The 15,790-nt window shown below is 70.3% G+C and carries 13 protein-coding genes; 5 read left to right on the top strand and 8 right to left on the bottom strand.

Annotation, left to right across the window (positions count from 1 at the left end):
* Position 1 precedes the first annotated feature (1 nt).
* Positions 2-1,975 carry a sensor histidine kinase gene (locus tag HFGMBDPB_RS08760; protein WP_212645226.1) on the top strand — a complete coding sequence of 658 codons (1,974 nt, stop codon included), beginning with the start codon at positions 2-4 and terminating at the stop codon, positions 1,973-1,975.
* Here the strand turns inward: HFGMBDPB_RS08760 and HFGMBDPB_RS08765 are convergent.
* A complete protein-coding gene (locus tag HFGMBDPB_RS08765) occupies positions 1,944-3,503 on the bottom strand; it encodes a serine hydrolase (protein ID WP_212645227.1) in 1,560 nt (519 codons plus the stop codon). The two genes, HFGMBDPB_RS08760 and HFGMBDPB_RS08765, sit on opposite strands and share 32 nt — an antisense overlap.
* A gap of 131 nt (positions 3,504-3,634) precedes the next feature.
* Positions 3,635-4,765 carry a tRNA 2-thiouridine(34) synthase MnmA gene (mnmA, locus tag HFGMBDPB_RS08770; protein WP_061289047.1) on the bottom strand — a complete coding sequence of 377 codons (1,131 nt, stop codon included), beginning with the start codon at positions 4,763-4,765 and terminating at the stop codon, positions 3,635-3,637.
* A gap of 102 nt (positions 4,766-4,867) precedes the next feature.
* Between mnmA and HFGMBDPB_RS08775 the strand changes: the two genes are divergently transcribed.
* Positions 4,868-5,794 carry a LysR family transcriptional regulator gene (locus tag HFGMBDPB_RS08775; RefSeq protein WP_212645228.1) on the top strand — a complete coding sequence of 309 codons (927 nt, stop codon included), beginning with the start codon at positions 4,868-4,870 and terminating at the stop codon, positions 5,792-5,794.
* A 2-nt stretch (positions 5,795-5,796) separates the two neighbouring features.
* Here the strand turns inward: HFGMBDPB_RS08775 and HFGMBDPB_RS08780 are convergent, their stop codons facing one another.
* From HFGMBDPB_RS08780 to HFGMBDPB_RS08805, 6 genes are read right to left on the bottom strand one after another with little or no spacing between them, the layout of a single operon-like run.
* Positions 5,797-6,579, bottom strand: coding sequence for an enoyl-CoA hydratase (locus HFGMBDPB_RS08780; RefSeq protein ID WP_013804640.1), 783 nt, complete (start codon positions 6,577-6,579; stop codon positions 5,797-5,799).
* A gap of 11 nt (positions 6,580-6,590) precedes the next feature.
* Positions 6,591-7,577, bottom strand: coding sequence for a Bug family tripartite tricarboxylate transporter substrate binding protein (locus HFGMBDPB_RS08785; RefSeq protein ID WP_212645229.1), 987 nt, complete (start codon positions 7,575-7,577; stop codon positions 6,591-6,593).
* Between the two features lie 36 nt (positions 7,578-7,613).
* Positions 7,614-8,780 carry a CaiB/BaiF CoA transferase family protein gene (locus tag HFGMBDPB_RS08790; RefSeq protein ID WP_198406388.1) on the bottom strand — a complete coding sequence of 389 codons (1,167 nt, stop codon included), beginning with the start codon at positions 8,778-8,780 and terminating at the stop codon, positions 7,614-7,616.
* A 48-nt stretch (positions 8,781-8,828) separates the two neighbouring features.
* Positions 8,829-9,614 carry a citryl-CoA lyase gene (locus tag HFGMBDPB_RS08795; RefSeq protein WP_212645230.1) on the bottom strand — a complete coding sequence of 262 codons (786 nt, stop codon included), beginning with the start codon at positions 9,612-9,614 and terminating at the stop codon, positions 8,829-8,831.
* Positions 9,615-9,645: 31 nt separating this feature from the next.
* Positions 9,646-11,145 carry a class I adenylate-forming enzyme family protein gene (locus tag HFGMBDPB_RS08800; protein ID WP_212645231.1) on the bottom strand — a complete coding sequence of 500 codons (1,500 nt, stop codon included), beginning with the start codon at positions 11,143-11,145 and terminating at the stop codon, positions 9,646-9,648.
* A 56-nt stretch (positions 11,146-11,201) separates the two neighbouring features.
* Positions 11,202-12,239: a tripartite tricarboxylate transporter substrate binding protein gene (locus tag HFGMBDPB_RS08805; RefSeq protein WP_212645232.1), complete on the bottom strand. Its 1,038-nt coding sequence runs from the start codon at positions 12,237-12,239 to the stop codon at positions 11,202-11,204.
* Between the two features lie 153 nt (positions 12,240-12,392).
* On the opposite strand from HFGMBDPB_RS08805, the gene HFGMBDPB_RS08810 reads away from it, so the two are divergent.
* The 3 genes from HFGMBDPB_RS08810 to tcuA all read left to right on the top strand — a co-directional run bounded on the left by HFGMBDPB_RS08810 (position 12,393) and on the right by tcuA (position 15,721).
* The gene (locus HFGMBDPB_RS08810) at positions 12,393-13,199 is read left to right on the top strand and encodes an IclR family transcriptional regulator (RefSeq protein WP_016449568.1); all 807 of its coding nucleotides are present in this window, start codon (positions 12,393-12,395) and stop codon (positions 13,197-13,199) included.
* A 56-nt stretch (positions 13,200-13,255) separates the two neighbouring features.
* A complete protein-coding gene (locus HFGMBDPB_RS08815) occupies positions 13,256-14,218 on the top strand; it encodes a LysR substrate-binding domain-containing protein (RefSeq protein WP_012202727.1) in 963 nt (320 codons plus the stop codon).
* An 87-nt stretch (positions 14,219-14,305) separates the two neighbouring features.
* Complete coding sequence (gene tcuA / locus HFGMBDPB_RS08820; RefSeq protein ID WP_212645233.1) at positions 14,306-15,721, top strand: FAD-dependent tricarballylate dehydrogenase TcuA; 1,416 nt, start codon at positions 14,306-14,308, stop codon at positions 15,719-15,721.
* Positions 15,722-15,790 lie beyond the last annotated feature (69 nt).

Genomic DNA, 15,790 nt, shown 5'->3' on the forward strand with positions numbered 1-15,790 from the left:
CATGGGCGGGTGGCGCCGGTGGTTCGGCCCGGTGCGGTGCCAGGCCCTGGGCCTCGCCCAGGGCCTGGCGGTTCTCCTGTGCAGTAGCTGCGCCTTGGCCCAGGCCTGCCTGCCGCAGGTCCTGTCCATCCAGTCCGCCAAGGCCGCAGGCCTGGGACCGCCGCCCATCGCCAGTGCGGTACGCGACTGGCACAACGTGACCCTGCCCGACCACTGGCTGGACCGCTGGCCCGGCTACAGCGGCGCCGTCTGGTACCGCATCGACTGGCAGCGCGGCTGCGCTCACGCCGCTGCCACCGCTCCCGCCGCCGCCGATCCCGTGGCGCTGGCCCTGCACTCCATGGTCATGGCCGGCGAGGTCTTCGTGAACGGCGACCTGCTGTGGCGCGACCGGCACCTGGTCGAGCCCCTGTCGCGCAGCTGGAACATGCCGCGCTTTTGGCTGCTGCCCGAATCCGCCCTGCATGCGGGCACCAACAGCGTGTGGATACGCGTGCACGGCCTGGCCGAGCAGACGCCCGGCCTGGGCGAGGTGCGCCTGGGCGAGCCCGAGGCGCTGCGCCAGTGGCACGCGCAGACCTGGTGGAACCAGCGCACGCTGTTTGCCATGAACATCGTGGTCTCGCTGGTGCTGGGCGTGCTGTTCGCCTTTGCCTGGCTGCAGCGGCGCGCCAGCAAGGCCTTTGGCTGGTACGCGCTCAATGCCTTCTGCTGGGCGCTGTTCCTGGCCAATATCCTGGCCACCGAGGCCTGGCCCTTCCCCGACACCCTGGCCGTGGCACGCGGCAACCTGCTGGTCTTTTTGCTGTTCGGCCAGAGCTTTTGCCTGTTCACCTGGCGCTTCGGAAAACTGCACCTGCCCCGGCTGGAAAAGCTGCTGTGGGCGCTGACGCTGGCCGGCATGGCCGCCGCCATCTTCGCGCCCTGGTCGCTGGTGGACGGCGTGCTGCACATCGGCCTGGTGTACTTCGGCATCTGCGTGGCCGTGTCGCTGCACTTTCCGCTGCACGCCTGGCGCACGCGGGAGCCGGGCCACCTGGTCTACGCGGCCTGCCTGCTGGTCTTCCTGTGCGCGGGCCTGCACGACATGCTGGCGCTCAAGAAGGTGATCGGCCCCGCCACGCCCTGGATGCCCTATACCGCGCCGCTGACCATGCTGGCCCTGTCCATGGTGCTGGGCCGGCAGTTCGTGCTCAGCATGCGCCGCATCGAACAGTTCAACCAGGAGCTGACCGACAGCGTGGCGCGTGCCTGCGACGAGCTTGGCGGCACGCTGGCGCGCGAGCATGCGCTGGCGCTCAGCCACTCGCGGCTGCAGGAACGGATGCAGCTGGCGCACGACCTGCACGACAGCCTGGGCGGCTCCCTGGTGCGCTCCATCGCCATGGTGGAACAGGCGGGCGGCCCCATGCACAACCGCCAGTTCCTGTCCGTGCTCAAGCTGCTGCGCGACGACCTGCGCCAGATGATCGACAGCGGCACCAGCGTCTCCGTCACCGTGCCGGACACGCCCCAGGCCTGGATCGTGCCGCTGCGCCACCGCTTTGCCAGCCTGTTCGACGCGCTGGACATGCAGTCCGACTGGCAGGTGCCTGCCGCCTGGCCGCAGCCGCCCGGTGCGCTGCAGTGCCTGGCGCTGACGCGCGTGCTGGAGGAAGCGCTGGCCAATGTGATCAAGCACAGCCGTGCCCAGTGCGTGCAGGTGCAGCTGCAGTGGCCCGAGCCGCATTGGCTGATGCTGCGCATCACCGACGACGGCGCAGGCTTTGACGTGGCCGCCGTGCAGCAGGCCGGCATGGGCGTGGGCCTGCGCAGCATGCAGGCGCGCCTGCAGCGCCTGGGCGGCCATCTGGACATGGATTCGGAGCCCGGTGCCACCGTGCTGGCCGCCTGGCTGCCCGTGCCCGGCGATCACCTGCACGACGGCACGGAGCAGGCCACCCTCAGCGCGAAAAGCGCCCTATCCCCGCACTGACGCCGGCCGGGGTCAGCACATCGTCGAAATACTCCAGCGTGAGCTGGTTGCCGTCGAACGTGGCCTTGGACAGGCTGCCCGGCGAATCGCCCTCGGGCACGAAGCTGAAGACCTCGCCATCCCAGTGGCTGAGCAGCATGCGCTGCGAACCCAGGCTGACCTGCAGCCCCCCACCACCCGTCTGCAGGCTGACCTGGGCCGGTCCGTAGAAGCGGTTGGCGTAGCTGCCCACATAGGCGCCCAGCGGCCGGGGCGGGCGCGGGAAAGGGGGCCGGGTCTTGCCTGCCAGCTCGCCATGCGGCTGCATGATGGGTGCCAGCCGCTTGGTCCAGATGCTCTCCCAGTCCTGGCGCTGGCGGCCCCATTCGACCTGGTCCAGGAACTGCGAGACCACGATCTCGGGCACGCCGATGGGCATGCCGTTGGTCAGCACCACGATGCCCAGCTTGAGCTCGGGCATGACGGTGAAGCTGGTCGCGCTGCCCGTGCCGAAGGCACCCGAGTGGCTGTAGGTGGTGCGCCCCGCCTCGGACACGCCCACGTTGAAGCCGAAGCCGTAGTAGCGCGCAGGCTCGCCGTTGCCGGCCGGCGACTGCAGCATCTGCGGCGACAGCGCCGTGCGCAGCGCCTGCGCATCGACCACCTGGCGGCCCTCGAAGCGGCCCTCGTCCAGCAGCATGGTCATCCAGCGCGCCATGTCGCGCACCGTGGAGCTGACGCCGCCGGCGGCCGACTGCGCATCGGGCCGGCGCACCGGCCCCGTCTGCCACACGCCATTGACGCGCAGGTGGCCGGCCGCGCGGTTGGCGCGCGCCTCGAAATCGGCAAACAGCGAGCTGGTCTGGGTCATGCCCAGCGGGCCGTAGACGGCCTGCTGCGATAGCGCCGCCCAGGACTGGCCTGCGATGGCGGCCACCGCCTCGGCACCCGTGGTCAGGCCGAAGTTGCTGTAGGCGTACTGGGTGCCCACGGGCCGCAGCGGCAGGTAGCGCAGGCGCTCCAGGATCTGGCGCTGGCTGTAGCCCAGCTCCTCCAGCGCATCGCCGGCCTGGCCGGGCAGGCCCGAGCGGTGGGCATACATGTCGCCCACGGTGATGCGCTGGGCGGCATCCGCGTCCTCCAGCGTCCACCAGGGCAGGCCCTGCTGCACGCGCGTGTCCCAGGACACGCGGCGCTGGCCCACCTGCTGCGCCACCACGGTGGCGCCCACGGACTTGGAGACGGAGGCGAGCTGGAACACCGTGTCCGCATCCACGGCCAGCAACGAGCCCAGACGGCGCACGCCCATGCCCTGGGCATAGACCAGGCGCCCTTCATGCACGACCGCCACGGCCACGCCGGGCACGCCCGTGCGCCGCATCTGCGCGCGCACCTGGCCGTCGAGTTGATCGAGCGCACGCTTGACGCGGTCCGTCACGGGCGGATCGATGGGGTCGCCCCAGGACACCTCGCCGTTGCATCCGGCCGTGGCCACGGCGCCCAGGGCCGCTCCCAGAAAATGCCGGCGCGCAAGAATCGATGAAGCCATGGGGTCTCCTGTGGTGCTGTCGTGAAGAACAAAAGGAAAAAGAAAAAGGGGCGGTTGTGCCGCCCCCCGTGACGATAGCAAAACGCGACGGGCCGAATCCTGCCCGGCATCAATGCCGCATCAGTGCCGCGTCAGTGCTGCATCAGGTGCGGATCCACCGCCGCGATGATGCCGCCGCCCAGGCACACGTCGCCGTCGTAGAGCACGGCCGACTGGCCGGGCGTGACGGCCCATTGCGGCTCGGGGAAATCCAGCCGGAAGCCCTCGGGCGTGGCGCCCGAGATCAGGGCCGGCGAGTCGGGCTGGCGGTAGCGCGTCTTGGAGCCGTAGGCCTTGCCCTCGGCGGGCGCGTGGCCGGCCACCCAGCTGACCTGGTCGGCCAGCAGCGACTGCGACAGCAGCCAGGGGTGGTCATGGCCCTGCACCACGCGCAGCGTGTTGGTATCCAGCTCCTTGCGCGCCACGAACCAGGGCTCATGGTCGCCGCCGCCGCGCGGCGCGCCCTTTTCCTTGACGCCGCCGATGCCCAGGCCCGAGCGCTGGCCCAGCGTGTAGAACGACAGGCCCACATGCTTGCCCAGCTTGCGGTTGCGGTCGTCGAGGATGTTGCCAGGCTCCTTGCTGATGTAGCGGTTCAGGAAGTCGCGGAACGGCCGCTCGCCGATGAAGCAGATGCCCGTGGAGTCCTTCTTCTTCGCGTTGGGCAGGCCGATCTCCTCGGCAATGCGGCGCACCTCGGTCTTCTTCAGCTCGCCCACGGGGAACATGGCCTTGGACAGCTGGGCCTGGTTGAGGCGGTGCAGGAAGTAGCTCTGGTCCTTGGCCGGGTCCAGTCCCTTGAGCAGCTCGAACAGCTGCGTGCCGGGGTTCTGGCGCACGCGGGCGTAGTGGCCCGTGGCGATCTTCTCGGCGCCCAGGCGCATGGCGTGGTCCAGGAAGGCCTTGAACTTGATCTCGGCATTGCACAGCACATCGGGGTTGGGCGTGCGGCCGGCCTGGTACTCGCGCAGGAACTCGGCGAAGACGCGGTCCTTGTACTCGGAGGCGAAGTTCACATGCTCGATCTCGATGCCGACCACGTCGGCCACGGCGGCGGCATCGACGAAATCGACATTGGACGAGCAGTATTCGCTGTCGTCGTCATCTTCCCAGTTCTTCATGAAGATGCCGACCACTTCATGGCCCTGTTGCTTGAGGAGATGGGCCGTGACAGCGGAGTCCACACCGCCCGACAGGCCCACCACGACGCGGTGTTTAGTCATGGCAGCGATTATCCCAGCGCCCTTCAAAGGCTGCGCGCCACGGGCTTTGCAGCCCTGCGCCAGCAGGAATAATGGCCCTCCTGCTCCCTAGGAAACGCCCGCATGCGCTACGACCTGACCGATCTGAAGCTGTTCCTGGCCATCGCCCAGGCCGGCAATCTCTCGCGTGCCAGCCAGGCGCGGCACCTGACGCCCTCGGCCGCCAGCCAGCGCCTGCGCAATCTGGAGCAGGCCCTGGGCTGCCAGCTGTTCACGCGCGAGCACAAGGGCATGCGGCTGACCGAGGAAGGCCACGCCATGCTCGAGCATGCGCGCGGCGTGTTCGCCGCCATCGACGGCATGGAGGCCGAGGCCGCCCTGCTGGGCAGCAGCCTGCAGGGCAAGGTGACGCTGGCGGCCAACAGCTCCTCGCTGCACGGCTTCATCGGCCCGCACATCGGCGAGTTCCTGACCGCCTTTCCCGAGGTGAACCTCACCCTGGTGGAGCAGACCAGCGAGACGATTGCCGCCAGCGTGGCCGAGGGCGAGGCCGACCTGGGCGTCTACGCGGGCGAGCCCATGGCGGGCGCCGTGGCCTGCGAGACCTTTGCGCTGGACCGCCTGGTGGTGATCGCCCCGCCCGGCCATCCGCTGGTGCCCCAGCCGGTCGAGAGGCAAGAGGACGGCGAAGGCCCTTCCTGCCGGTTCTTCGACACCCTGTCCCATGCCTTCGTGGGCATGGCGCTGACCAGCAGCAACTACGCCTTTCTGCGCGAGCTGGCCAAGCGCCATGGCCGGCCGCTGCGCTGCCGCATCCACGTGGACGATTTCACCTCCATCGTGCGGCTGGTCTCGCAGGGCGTGGGCCTGGCCATCATTCCGCACAGCATCTACCGCAGGCTCGGCACCGCGCATGCGGTGGCCTGCCTGCCGCTGGAGGAAACCTGGGCACGGCGCCCGCTGCAGCTGGTGCGCTCCAGCGAACGGCCGCTGACGCCCACCGCGCAGCGGCTGCGCAGCTTTCTGAAAGGGCTGGCCGACAAGGCCTAGGTTCAGGGCTGGGGCTGGGCCTGGGCCTTGGCCTGCTTGCGCTCCAGGAAGGCATTCATGTGGTGCTGCGGCTCGCCCGTGTTGAAGGCCGCGCCGAACTCGGCCACGCTGTCGGTGATGGCCGAGTCCACGCCCATGCCTTCCCAGCGGCGCAGCAGGCGCTTTTGCTGGCGCAGCGCCTCGATGCCGATCCCGCCCAGCCCCTCGGCAATCTGCGCGATGCGCGCATCGAGCTGGTCGCCGGGCACGCATTCGTTGAGCAGGCCCCAGCGCTCGGCCTGCAGGGCGCCGATGTTCTCGCCCGTGAGCAGCAGCCAGCTGGCGCGCGTGCCGCCGATCTGCGCGGGCATCATGGCCGCGTGGATCACCGAGGGAATGCCGACCTTGACCTCGGGCATGCCCACCACGGCATCATCGGCCGCGATGCGCAGGTCGGCCGCCATGGCCAGCTCCAGCCCGCCGCCCAGCGTATGGCCCTGCAGCCGGGCGATCACGGGCACGGGGAAATGCCGCACCGCGTTGCACAGGTCGCGCAGCCCGCTGATGAAGGCGCGTGCCGAGGCGGCGTTGAGCGACGCCATCTCGCGGATATCGGCCCCCGCCACGAAGGCGCGCGTGCCCGATCCGCGCAGCACCAGGCAGTGCAGATCGGGGCGCTCGGCCAGTTCGGCCAATTGCGCGGTCAGCGCGCGGATCACGGGCGTGCCCAGGATGTTCAGCGGCCCGCCGCCGGTGATGGTGAGTACGGCGGTCTGCGGGGTGGGAAAGGTCACTTGTGCATGCACGGCAGATCTCCTCAAAGTTTCTCGAATCCGATGTCGCGGATCAGCTGGGACCAGGCGCGGTTGGAGCGCTCCACCGTCTGCCTGAACTGCGCAGGCTCCTGGAAGTCCACGACGGCGCCCTGCTGCTCTATGGTCTTGATCAGCTCGGGCTTTTGCAAGGTCTTGCGCATGGCTTCGCTGAGCCTGGCAAGAATGGCGGGATCGAGCCTGGCAGGCGCGCCCAGGCCGTACCAGGACATGTCGTTCATGGGCTTGAGCCCGGCCTCGGCATAGGTGGGCACGCCCGGCAGGGCCGGCAGGCGCACGGGGCTGGACACGGCCAGCGCACGCAGCTGGCCGCCCGCGATCAGCGCACCGGAAGACGGCATGTTGTCGAACACCACATCGAGCTGCCCCGCCATCAGGTCGTTGAGCGCCGGCCCCAGGCCCTTGTAGGGCACATGGGTGAGGGTGGTGCCCGTGGTGCTGCCGAACAGCGCACCGCTCAGGTGGCTGAGCCCGCCATTGCCCGAGGAGCCGTAGTTGAGCTTGCCCGGCGCGGCGCGCGCCGCGTCGCTGACGTCCCTGGCGCTCTTGTAGGCCGAGCCTGCGCTGACCACCATCACGCCCGGCACGTTGGCGATGTTGGTGATGGGGGTGAAGTCCTTCACCGGGTCATACGCGGGCTTGGCGTAGACGTTGGGGTTCACGGCATGCGAGCTCTCCACCATCATCACCAGGGTGTAGCCGTCGGCCGGCTGCTTGGCCGCATAGGCCGAACCCGTGCTGCCGCCCGCGCCGGGGCGGTTTTCCACCACCACGGCCTGGCCCAGCGCCTCGCCCAGGTAGCGCGCCGCCACGCGCGCGATCACATCGGTGGCGCCGCCCACCGCATAGGGCACGACCAGGCGTACGGGCCGCTCGGGATAGCTTCCTGCCCCTGCTGCATATGCCAGCGGCATCCCCGCCAGCGCGGCGGCTGCCACGGCGGCCTTCAGTGCTTTCATGCGTTTCGTCATCCTTGTCTCCTTCTTGGCTTGTCGATGTCTAGGGATTCAGAGGTCCTGCGGCGCCGCACCGAGCACGGGCGGCGGCGGCACCTGGGCGCCGCTGCCGGCCGGCACCATGGGGTTGCGCACCAGCTTCAGCGTGCCCAGCTGCGGGTGCTCCACCGTCTGCAGCATCTGGCGGTGCCGAACCTGCGGATGGGCGAAGACCTGTTCCATGGTGTTGATGCAGCCCCAGGGCACCTGGGCGGTGTCCAGCGCATCGGTCAGGGCCTGCAGCGGCCAGCGGCCCAGCGCCGCGCGCAGCAGCGGGCGCAGCTGCGCCATGCCGGTCAGGCGCGCGGCATTGGTGGCAAAGCGCGCGTCCAGGTGCCAGTCCGTGCCCAGCACGGAGCACAGGGCGGCGAACTGCCCGTCATTGCCGATGGCCAGGATGAAATGGCCGTCTTCGCAGGCAAACACCTCGTAGGGCGCGCAATTGGGATGGGCGTTGCCCGTGCGGCGCGGGTTCTCGCCGCTGACCAGGTAGTTGGCCGCCTGGTTGGCATTCATGGCCACGGCCACGTCCAGCAGCGCCAGGTCGATGTGCTGGCCGCGCCCCGTGCGCTGGCGCTGCACCACGGCCGCCAGCACGGCGCTGGTGGCATACATGCCCGTCATCAGGTCCACCACGGCCACGCCCGTGCGCAGCGGGCCCGCTCCCTCCTCGCCATCGGCCACGCCCGTGTAGCCCATGAGGCCGCCCAGCCCCTGGAACACATAGTCGTAGCCGGGCTTGTGCGCAAACGGGCCGCTCTGGCCGAAGCCCGTGATCGACAGGTAGATCAGCCCGGGGTTGATGGCGGCCAGCGCCGCGTAGTCCAGCCCGTGGCGCGCCAGCGCGCCGGCCTTGTAGTTTTCCACCAGCACGTCGGCATCGCGGATCTGGCGCAGCAGCCAGGCATGCGAGGCCGGCTCGGTGAAGTCCAGCGCCACCGACTGCTTGCCGCGGTTGCAGGACAGGAAGTAGGCCGACACGGCCTCGCCACCGGGCGCCTGCACGAAGGGCGGGCCCCAGGCGCGCGTGTCGTCGCCCGTGCCGGGACGCTCGATCTTGAGTACCGATGCGCCCAGGTCGGCAAGGTTCTGGGTGCACCAGGGTCCCGCCAGGATGCGAGACAGGTCCACCACGCGCAGGCCGTCGAGGGCGCCGGACAATCCATGGGTTTGTTGCATGGACTCCATGCTCGCGGCATGGCGCGCGGTGGTCCATCGGTCATTGCTTCACGCAGCGTTCGCGGAAACTGCATGCCCCGCGTAGGGGATGGCTTCCTCCACCGTTTCCCAGATGAACCGGCCCGACGGGCTTTGCTGCTCCTCCACCACATGCGCCACCAGCCCGGCGGCCCGCGAGATGACGGCAAAGCCGCGCATCACGGCTGTGGGCACGCCGATCTCGCCCAGCAGGGCGGCCACAGCCCCCGTGGCATTGATGGTGATGGGCCGGCCCGCCGCGGCGTCCACGGCGGCGGACAGGGTTTCGAGCGCGCGGATTCTGCTGCCCGCCAGTTCGGGTTCGGCACGGCCCATGTCCAGCAGCTTGTAGGCGCGCGGGTCCACGGGCTTGTGCAGGTGGTGGCCGAAGCCGGGCACGGGGCTTTTCAACGCCTTGTGGTGCTGGGCGATGGCGCGGGCCTCGGCCTCGGGGTCGGCGGCGGCGGCAATGCGGTCGAGCAGCGCGGCGCAGTTCTCCATGGTGCCCACGAAGGAGCTGCCCACGGCCAGCAGGCCTGCCGAGACGGCGCCCTGCAGGTTCTCGGGCGCGCTCATGTAGATGAGGCGCGTGGCGATGGCGCTGGGCGTGAGGCCATGCTCCATGAGCACGATGAGCACCACATCGGCGATGCGCAGGTCCACGGGGCGCGGCGTGCGGCCCAGGATCTGCATCAGCATCACCTCGGTGAAGGTCTTCTTGCCCATCAGGTCCTCGACCAGGTCGGCATCGCGGTAATGCAGGCTGGTGAGGGTGTGGGTGCACAGGCGGGTGACGGGGGGTTGGGGGGTTGCCATGGCCAGGGTCTCCTTGTGATGGTGTGCGGGATCAGCGGGGCGCCAGCGCGAGCTCGCGCACGGCCGTCTTGAGCAGCTTGCCCACGGGCGAGCGCGGCAGGCTGGCGTGAAAGTGGATGCGCTTGGGTGTCTGCACGGGGCCCAGGCGCTGGCGCACGAAGGCGATCAGCTCGGCCTCGTCCGGGCGCTGGTCGGGGCGCAGTTCGGCGCGCAATTGCACGGCGGCCTGCACGGCCTCGCCCCAGTGGTCGTCGGGGATGCCGAAGACCACGCACTCGTGCACGGCCGGGTGCTGGCCCAGGGCGTTTTCCACATCCACGGGATAGACGTTGAAGCCGCCCGTGATGACCAGGTCCTTCAGCCGGTCCTTGAGGTGCAGGTAGCCCTGCGCATCGATCAGGCCCCGGTCCCCCGTGTGCAGCCAGCCGTTCACCAGGGTCTCGGCCGTCTTGCCGGGCAGGCGCCAGTAGCCGCTCATCAGCAGATCGCCGCGCGCCACGACCTCGCCCACCTCGCCCCGGGGCAGCAGGCGGCCGTCGGGCGCCATGATGGCCAGGTCGCTGAACCAGGTGGCCCGGCCCACGGAGGTCCACAGGCCTTCGTCCTCGAAGTCCTCGGGCCGCATGGCCGTGAGGATCTGCGGAGCCTCGGTCTGGCCATAGGTGGTGGCCAGCACGGGGCCGAAGAAGGCGCGCACCTGGCGGATTTTCTCGGGCGGCATGGCGGCGCCGCCGTAGATGAGGCGGCGCAGGCCGGGGAAGTCCGCACGGCTGGCGCCCGGCAGCGCCATCAGCATGTAGATCAGGGTAGGCGGCATGAAGCACACGGTGCCGCCGCGCAGGGCAAAGGCGCTGCGCACGGCCTCGGCACCCGCACCATCCAGCAGCACATGGCAGCCGCCCTGCGCCAGGATGGGCAGCAGGTAGGTGGACGTGCCATGCGTGATGGGCGCGGCCATGACGTAGCGGTCATGCTCATCGAACCCCCAGGCTTGGATCTGGTTGGCAATGCCGGCCATCCAGGCGCGGCAGGGCTGCATCACGCCCTTGGGCAGGCCCGTGGTGCCACCCGTGAACTTGATGGCCTGGATGGCATCGGCGGGCAGGTCGGGCATCACAGGCAAAGCGCCGGTCTGCGCCTGCTCCAGCGCCGCCGTGCCCTCGCCCAGCACCAGGTGGATGCCCGGCGCCCCTTGCACCAGTGCAGCGCCACCCGCATCGCACAGCACGATGGAAGGCTCGGTGGCATCGATGATGCGGCGCACCTCGGACTGCGTGCTCTTGGGATTGAGCGGCACCCAGACCTTGCCGCTGGCCATCACCGCCAGCAGGGCGGCGATATGGTCTGCGCTGTTGCCCGCGCAGATGCCCACGCGGCTTTGCACGGCGGGCTCCAGCGCCTGCAGGCCGGCCGCCAGCGCGGCCACCTTGCGGGCCAGCGCGTCATAGCGGATGCAGCCGCCCGGTGCGTCGATGGCGATGCGCTGCGGCCAGCGCTCGGCCGCGCGCCAGAAAAAATCAATGGGTTGCATGGGGGTCGTCTCCTTGTGGGGCGGTTGTGTCGAGCTTTTGCCGAACGTGTGCCGAACTACTGGGCGGTGGCGCCCGAGGCCTTGACCACCTCGCGCCAGCGCCTGATCTCCGACGCCGCAAAGCTGCGCATCTGCGCCGGGGTGCCGGGCTCGGGCGTGGCGGCCATCTCGCCCAGGCGCTGGCGCAGCTCGGGTGCGGCCAGGGCGGTGTTCAGGGCATGGTTCAGGCGCTCGATCACGGCGGGCGGCGTGCCCGCAGGGGCGGCCAGGCCGAACCACGACTGCACGTCGAAGCCCGCATAGCCCGACTCCGCCAGCGTGGGCACATCGGGCAGCAGCGCCGAGCGCCGGGCGCTGGTGATGGCGATCGCGCGCAGCTTGCCGGCCTGCACGTGGGGCAGGGCCGAGGGCGCGTTGTCGAACATGGAATCCACCTGCCCGCCCAGCAGGTCGGTGATGGCCGGTGCGCTGCCCCGGTAGGGCACGTGCAGCATGCGCAGGCCCGACAGCTGACGGAACATCTCGCCCGACAGGTGGATCGACGAGCCGCTGCCCGACGAGGCGAAGCTGATGCCCTGCGCACTCTGCCGGGCATGGCGCACATAGTCGGCCACGTTCTGTATGGGCAGGCGCGGGTTGACCACGAGGATGTTGGGAATCTTGGCGATCAGGCCGATGGGCTCGAAGTCCTTGACCGGGTCATAGCCGAGCCGGGGGTAGAGCGAGGCATTGATGGTGTTGGCAATGGTGTAGACATACAGCGTGTAGCCGTCCGCAGGCGCCCGCGCCACGGCCTCGGCGCCCACATTGCTGTTGGCGCCCGTGCGGTTGTCCACCACCACGCTCTGGCCCAGCTGCTCGCCCATCCGGGCGGCCACCAGGCGTGCGATCACGTCGGTGGCGCCACCGGCCGCATAGCCCACCACGAGCCGCACGGGCCGGGCCGGCCAGGCCGCCGGCTGCGCCAGCACGGGCGCGGGCGCCAACGCCACGGTCGCGACGGTCGCGGCGGCCATGCCGGCCAGTGCGCAGGTGAAGGAACAGGCCAGCAGGCGCCGGCGCGCCCACGGATTGAAACGGGCAGGGATTGTCATGTCTTGTCTCCAGGTGATCGTTCTGATGTCTGCTTATGTCCGCTGATGTCCGCTCATGTCTGCCTGTGTGGGCTTTCGACGGCCTGCGGCACACTGCGCGCTGCACGCAGGCCCTTTTCTGCCCTGCCTGCAATCACCGGGAAATTCTTTTCCATGCCTTCGCGCAGCACCAATCCAAACGTCCGGCCAGCGGACATTCCAGTCTCCGCCGACGATGCCGGCAGCCGCACCCTGCGCCGTGGCCTGCAGGTGCTGGACGCCGTGCTGGCCGCTGGCCGCGAGGGCCTGCGCGTCGCTGACCTGTGCCGCGCCACGGGGCTGGAGCGCGCCACGGTGTACCGCCTGCTGTCCACCCTGGTGGACAGCGGCTATGTGGCGCACAGGGGGCGCTTCGCCTATGCGGCCGGCCACCGGCTGGCGGCCACGGCCGCCAGCGCGGGCCAGCCCAACATGGCCGTGCGGCTGCAGCCCGTGCTGGAGCGCGTGAGCGCGGGCTGCGCGGACGCGGCCTTTGCCATCGTGCGCGAAGGCGCGGCATCGCACTGCATCGCCCGCCATGTGGGCACGCATCCGGTGCAGATCCTGGTGATCCAGGTGGGTACGCGCCAGCCGCTGGGCGTGGGAGCGGCGGGCCTGGCCCTGCTGGCCGCCCTGCCCGATGCCGAGGTGCAGGCCGCGATGGCGGCCAACGCGCCCGTGCTGGAGCAGTACGGCGGCATGACGCCCGAGCGCATGGCCCTGCTGGTGAAGGCCACGCGCCAGCGCGGCTGGTCCGTCATCGGCAACCACGCCACGCGCGGCGTGCTGGCCGTGGGCATGGCGGTGCGCAATGCCGAAGGCGAGCCCGTGGCCGCCGTCAGCGTGGCCTCCACGCTGGAGCGCATGCCCGGCGAGCGCCAGAAGCTGATTGCGCGCTCGATAGGCGAGGCCCTGGCGGCCCTGCTGCCGCGCGGCATCTGAGGCCAAGCCCCGGTCTGCACCGACAATCGGCGCTGCACACCACAAGCGCCGCCCCCATGGAACTGAGACAACTCCGCTACTTCGTCCGCATCGTCGAACTCGGCTCCATGAGCCGCGCCGCCCTGGACCTGGACATGGTCCAGTCCGCGCTGAGCCAGCAGGTCAGCCGTCTGGAAAGCGAGCTGTCCACCCGGCTGCTGCAGCGCACGCCGCGCGGTGTGGTGCCCACCGAGGCGGGCGTGGCCTTCTTCCGCGAGGCCCAGCTCACGCTGCGCCATGCCGAGCAGGCCGTGCGCAGCGCGCAGCAGGCGCGGCTGTCGGGCTCGGTCAGCGTGGGCCTGGCGCCCACCACCTCGGCCATGCTGGGCCTGCCCATGATGCAGGCCATGCGCGCGCGCTACCCCGATGTGCGCCTGCACATGGTGGAAGGCATGTCCGGCCACCTGACCGACATGCTCAATGCGCGCGCGCTGGACATGGCCGTGCTGTTCGACGCCCGCCTGCACGGCGGTCAGGCCCGCGCAGGCGGGCGGCGCTGGCAGGTGCACCCGCTGATCGAGGAAGAACTGTTCCTGATCCGCGCGCGCGGCCACCACCCCGAGCCGCTGCCGCCGCAGATGGCGCTGGCCGACCTGGCCGGCGAATCGCTGATCCTGCCCACGGGCCTGCACGGCCTGCGCAGCACGCTGGACACGGCCTTCTCGCAGGCGCGCTTCACGCCGCATCTGGTGCTGGAGGTGGACTCGCTGTCCATGGTCATGGCGGCCGTGGATGCGGGCCTGGGCAGCACGGTGCAGCCCTGGGCCTCCATGGGCCGCTATGCCGATGCCGCGCAGCGCTTCGAGTGGTCGCGTATCACGGACAAAGATGCCCTGCGCACCAACCTGCTGTGCAGCCTGTCCGAGGATGAGCTGTCGCCCGCCGCCCTGGCCGCGCGCGTGGTGCTGATCGACTGCGTGCGCCAGCTGCTGCGCGGCGGCGCCTGGGCCGGCACGGCCCTCATCCATCACGAAGACTGATACCCCCATGCCGGCGGGCCCCTGCCCGCCGCGCTGCGTTCTCCCTACATTCGCAATCCCCACGATGGCGAATGCAAGGAGAACTCCATGGACCCCGATGTCCTGGTCATAGGCGGCGGCAATGCCGCCCTGTGCGCGGCCCTGATGGCGCGCGAGGCAGGCCGCAGCGTGCTGCTGCTGGAGGCGGCGCCGCGCGACTGGCGCGGCGGCAATTCCGGCCACACGCGCAACCTGCGCTGCATGCACGACGCGCCCCAGGACGTGCTGGTCGAGGCCTACCCCGAAGAGGAGTTCTGGCAGGACCTGCTCAAGGTCACGGGCGGCATCACCAACGAGCACCTGGCGCGCATGGTGATCCGCGCCTCCTCCACCTGCCGCGACTGGATGCGCCGCCACGGCGTGCATTTCCAGCCGCCGCTGTCGGGCGCTTTGCACGTGGCGCGCACCAATGCCTTCTTCATGGGCGGCGGCAAGGCCCTGGTCAATGCCTACTACCGCAGCGCCGAACGGCTGGGCGTGCAGGTGCGCTACGCGTCGCCCGTGGACCGGCTGGAGATCGAGGGCGGCGAGTTCAAGGCCGCCTGGGTGGGCGCGCAGCGCATCACCGCAAAGACCTGCGTGCTGGCGGCGGGCGGCTTCGAGTCCAACCGCGAGTGGCTGCGCGAGGCCTGGGGGCAGAACGCGCGCGGCGAATGGCCGTCCGACAACTTCCTGATCCGCGGCACGGCCTTCAACCGCGGCGTGCTGCTGCGCCACCTGCTCGAAGACCATGGCGCCGACCGCATCGGCGACCCCACCCAGGCCCACATGGTGGCCATCGACGCGCGCGCGCCGCTGTACGACGGCGGCATCTGCACGCGCATCGACTGCGTCTCGCTGGGCGTGGTGGTCAACCGCGAGGCCGAGCGCTTCTATGACGAGGGCGAGGACTTCTGGCCCAAGCGCTATGCCATCTGGGGCCGCCTGGTGGCCCAGCAGCCGGGCCAGACCGCCTGGTCCGTCATCGACGCCAAGGCCATAGGCCGCTTCATGCCGCCGGTCTTCCCGGGCGTGCGCGCCGACTCCCTGCCCGAGCTGGCACGCAAGCTGGGCCTGGACGAGGACCGCTTCATGCAGACCCTGGATGCCTACAACGGCGCCTGCCGCGTCGGCCACTTCGACCACACGGCGCTGGACGACTGCCATACCGAGGGCCTGGCCCCCGCCAAGACCCACTGGGCCCGCCCCATCGACACGGCGCCCTTCTACGGCTACCAGCTGCGCCCCGGCGTGACCTTCACCTACCTGGGCCTGGAGACCGACGACACGGCGGCCGTGCGCTTTGCCGGCCAGCCCAGCACCAGCCTGTTCGTGGCCGGCGAAATGATGGCCGGCAACGTGCTGGGCAAGGGCTATACGGCCGGCGTGGGCATGTCCATCGGCACGGCCTTCGGCCGCATCGCGGGCCGCAACGCGGCCCTGGCCGCCGCCGGACAACCTGCCGTGCGCGGCGCAGTGAGATGAAGACCCCCCTGAGTCGCTGCGCGCCATCCCCCAAGGGGGACGACAGCCTCGCTGCGGGGCGGCCCTTGC

The sequence above is a fragment of the Delftia sp. PE138 genome (assembly GCF_018320755.1).
In the GTDB taxonomy this organism is placed as follows: Bacteria; Pseudomonadota; Gammaproteobacteria; order Burkholderiales; family Burkholderiaceae_C; genus Comamonas; species Comamonas tsuruhatensis.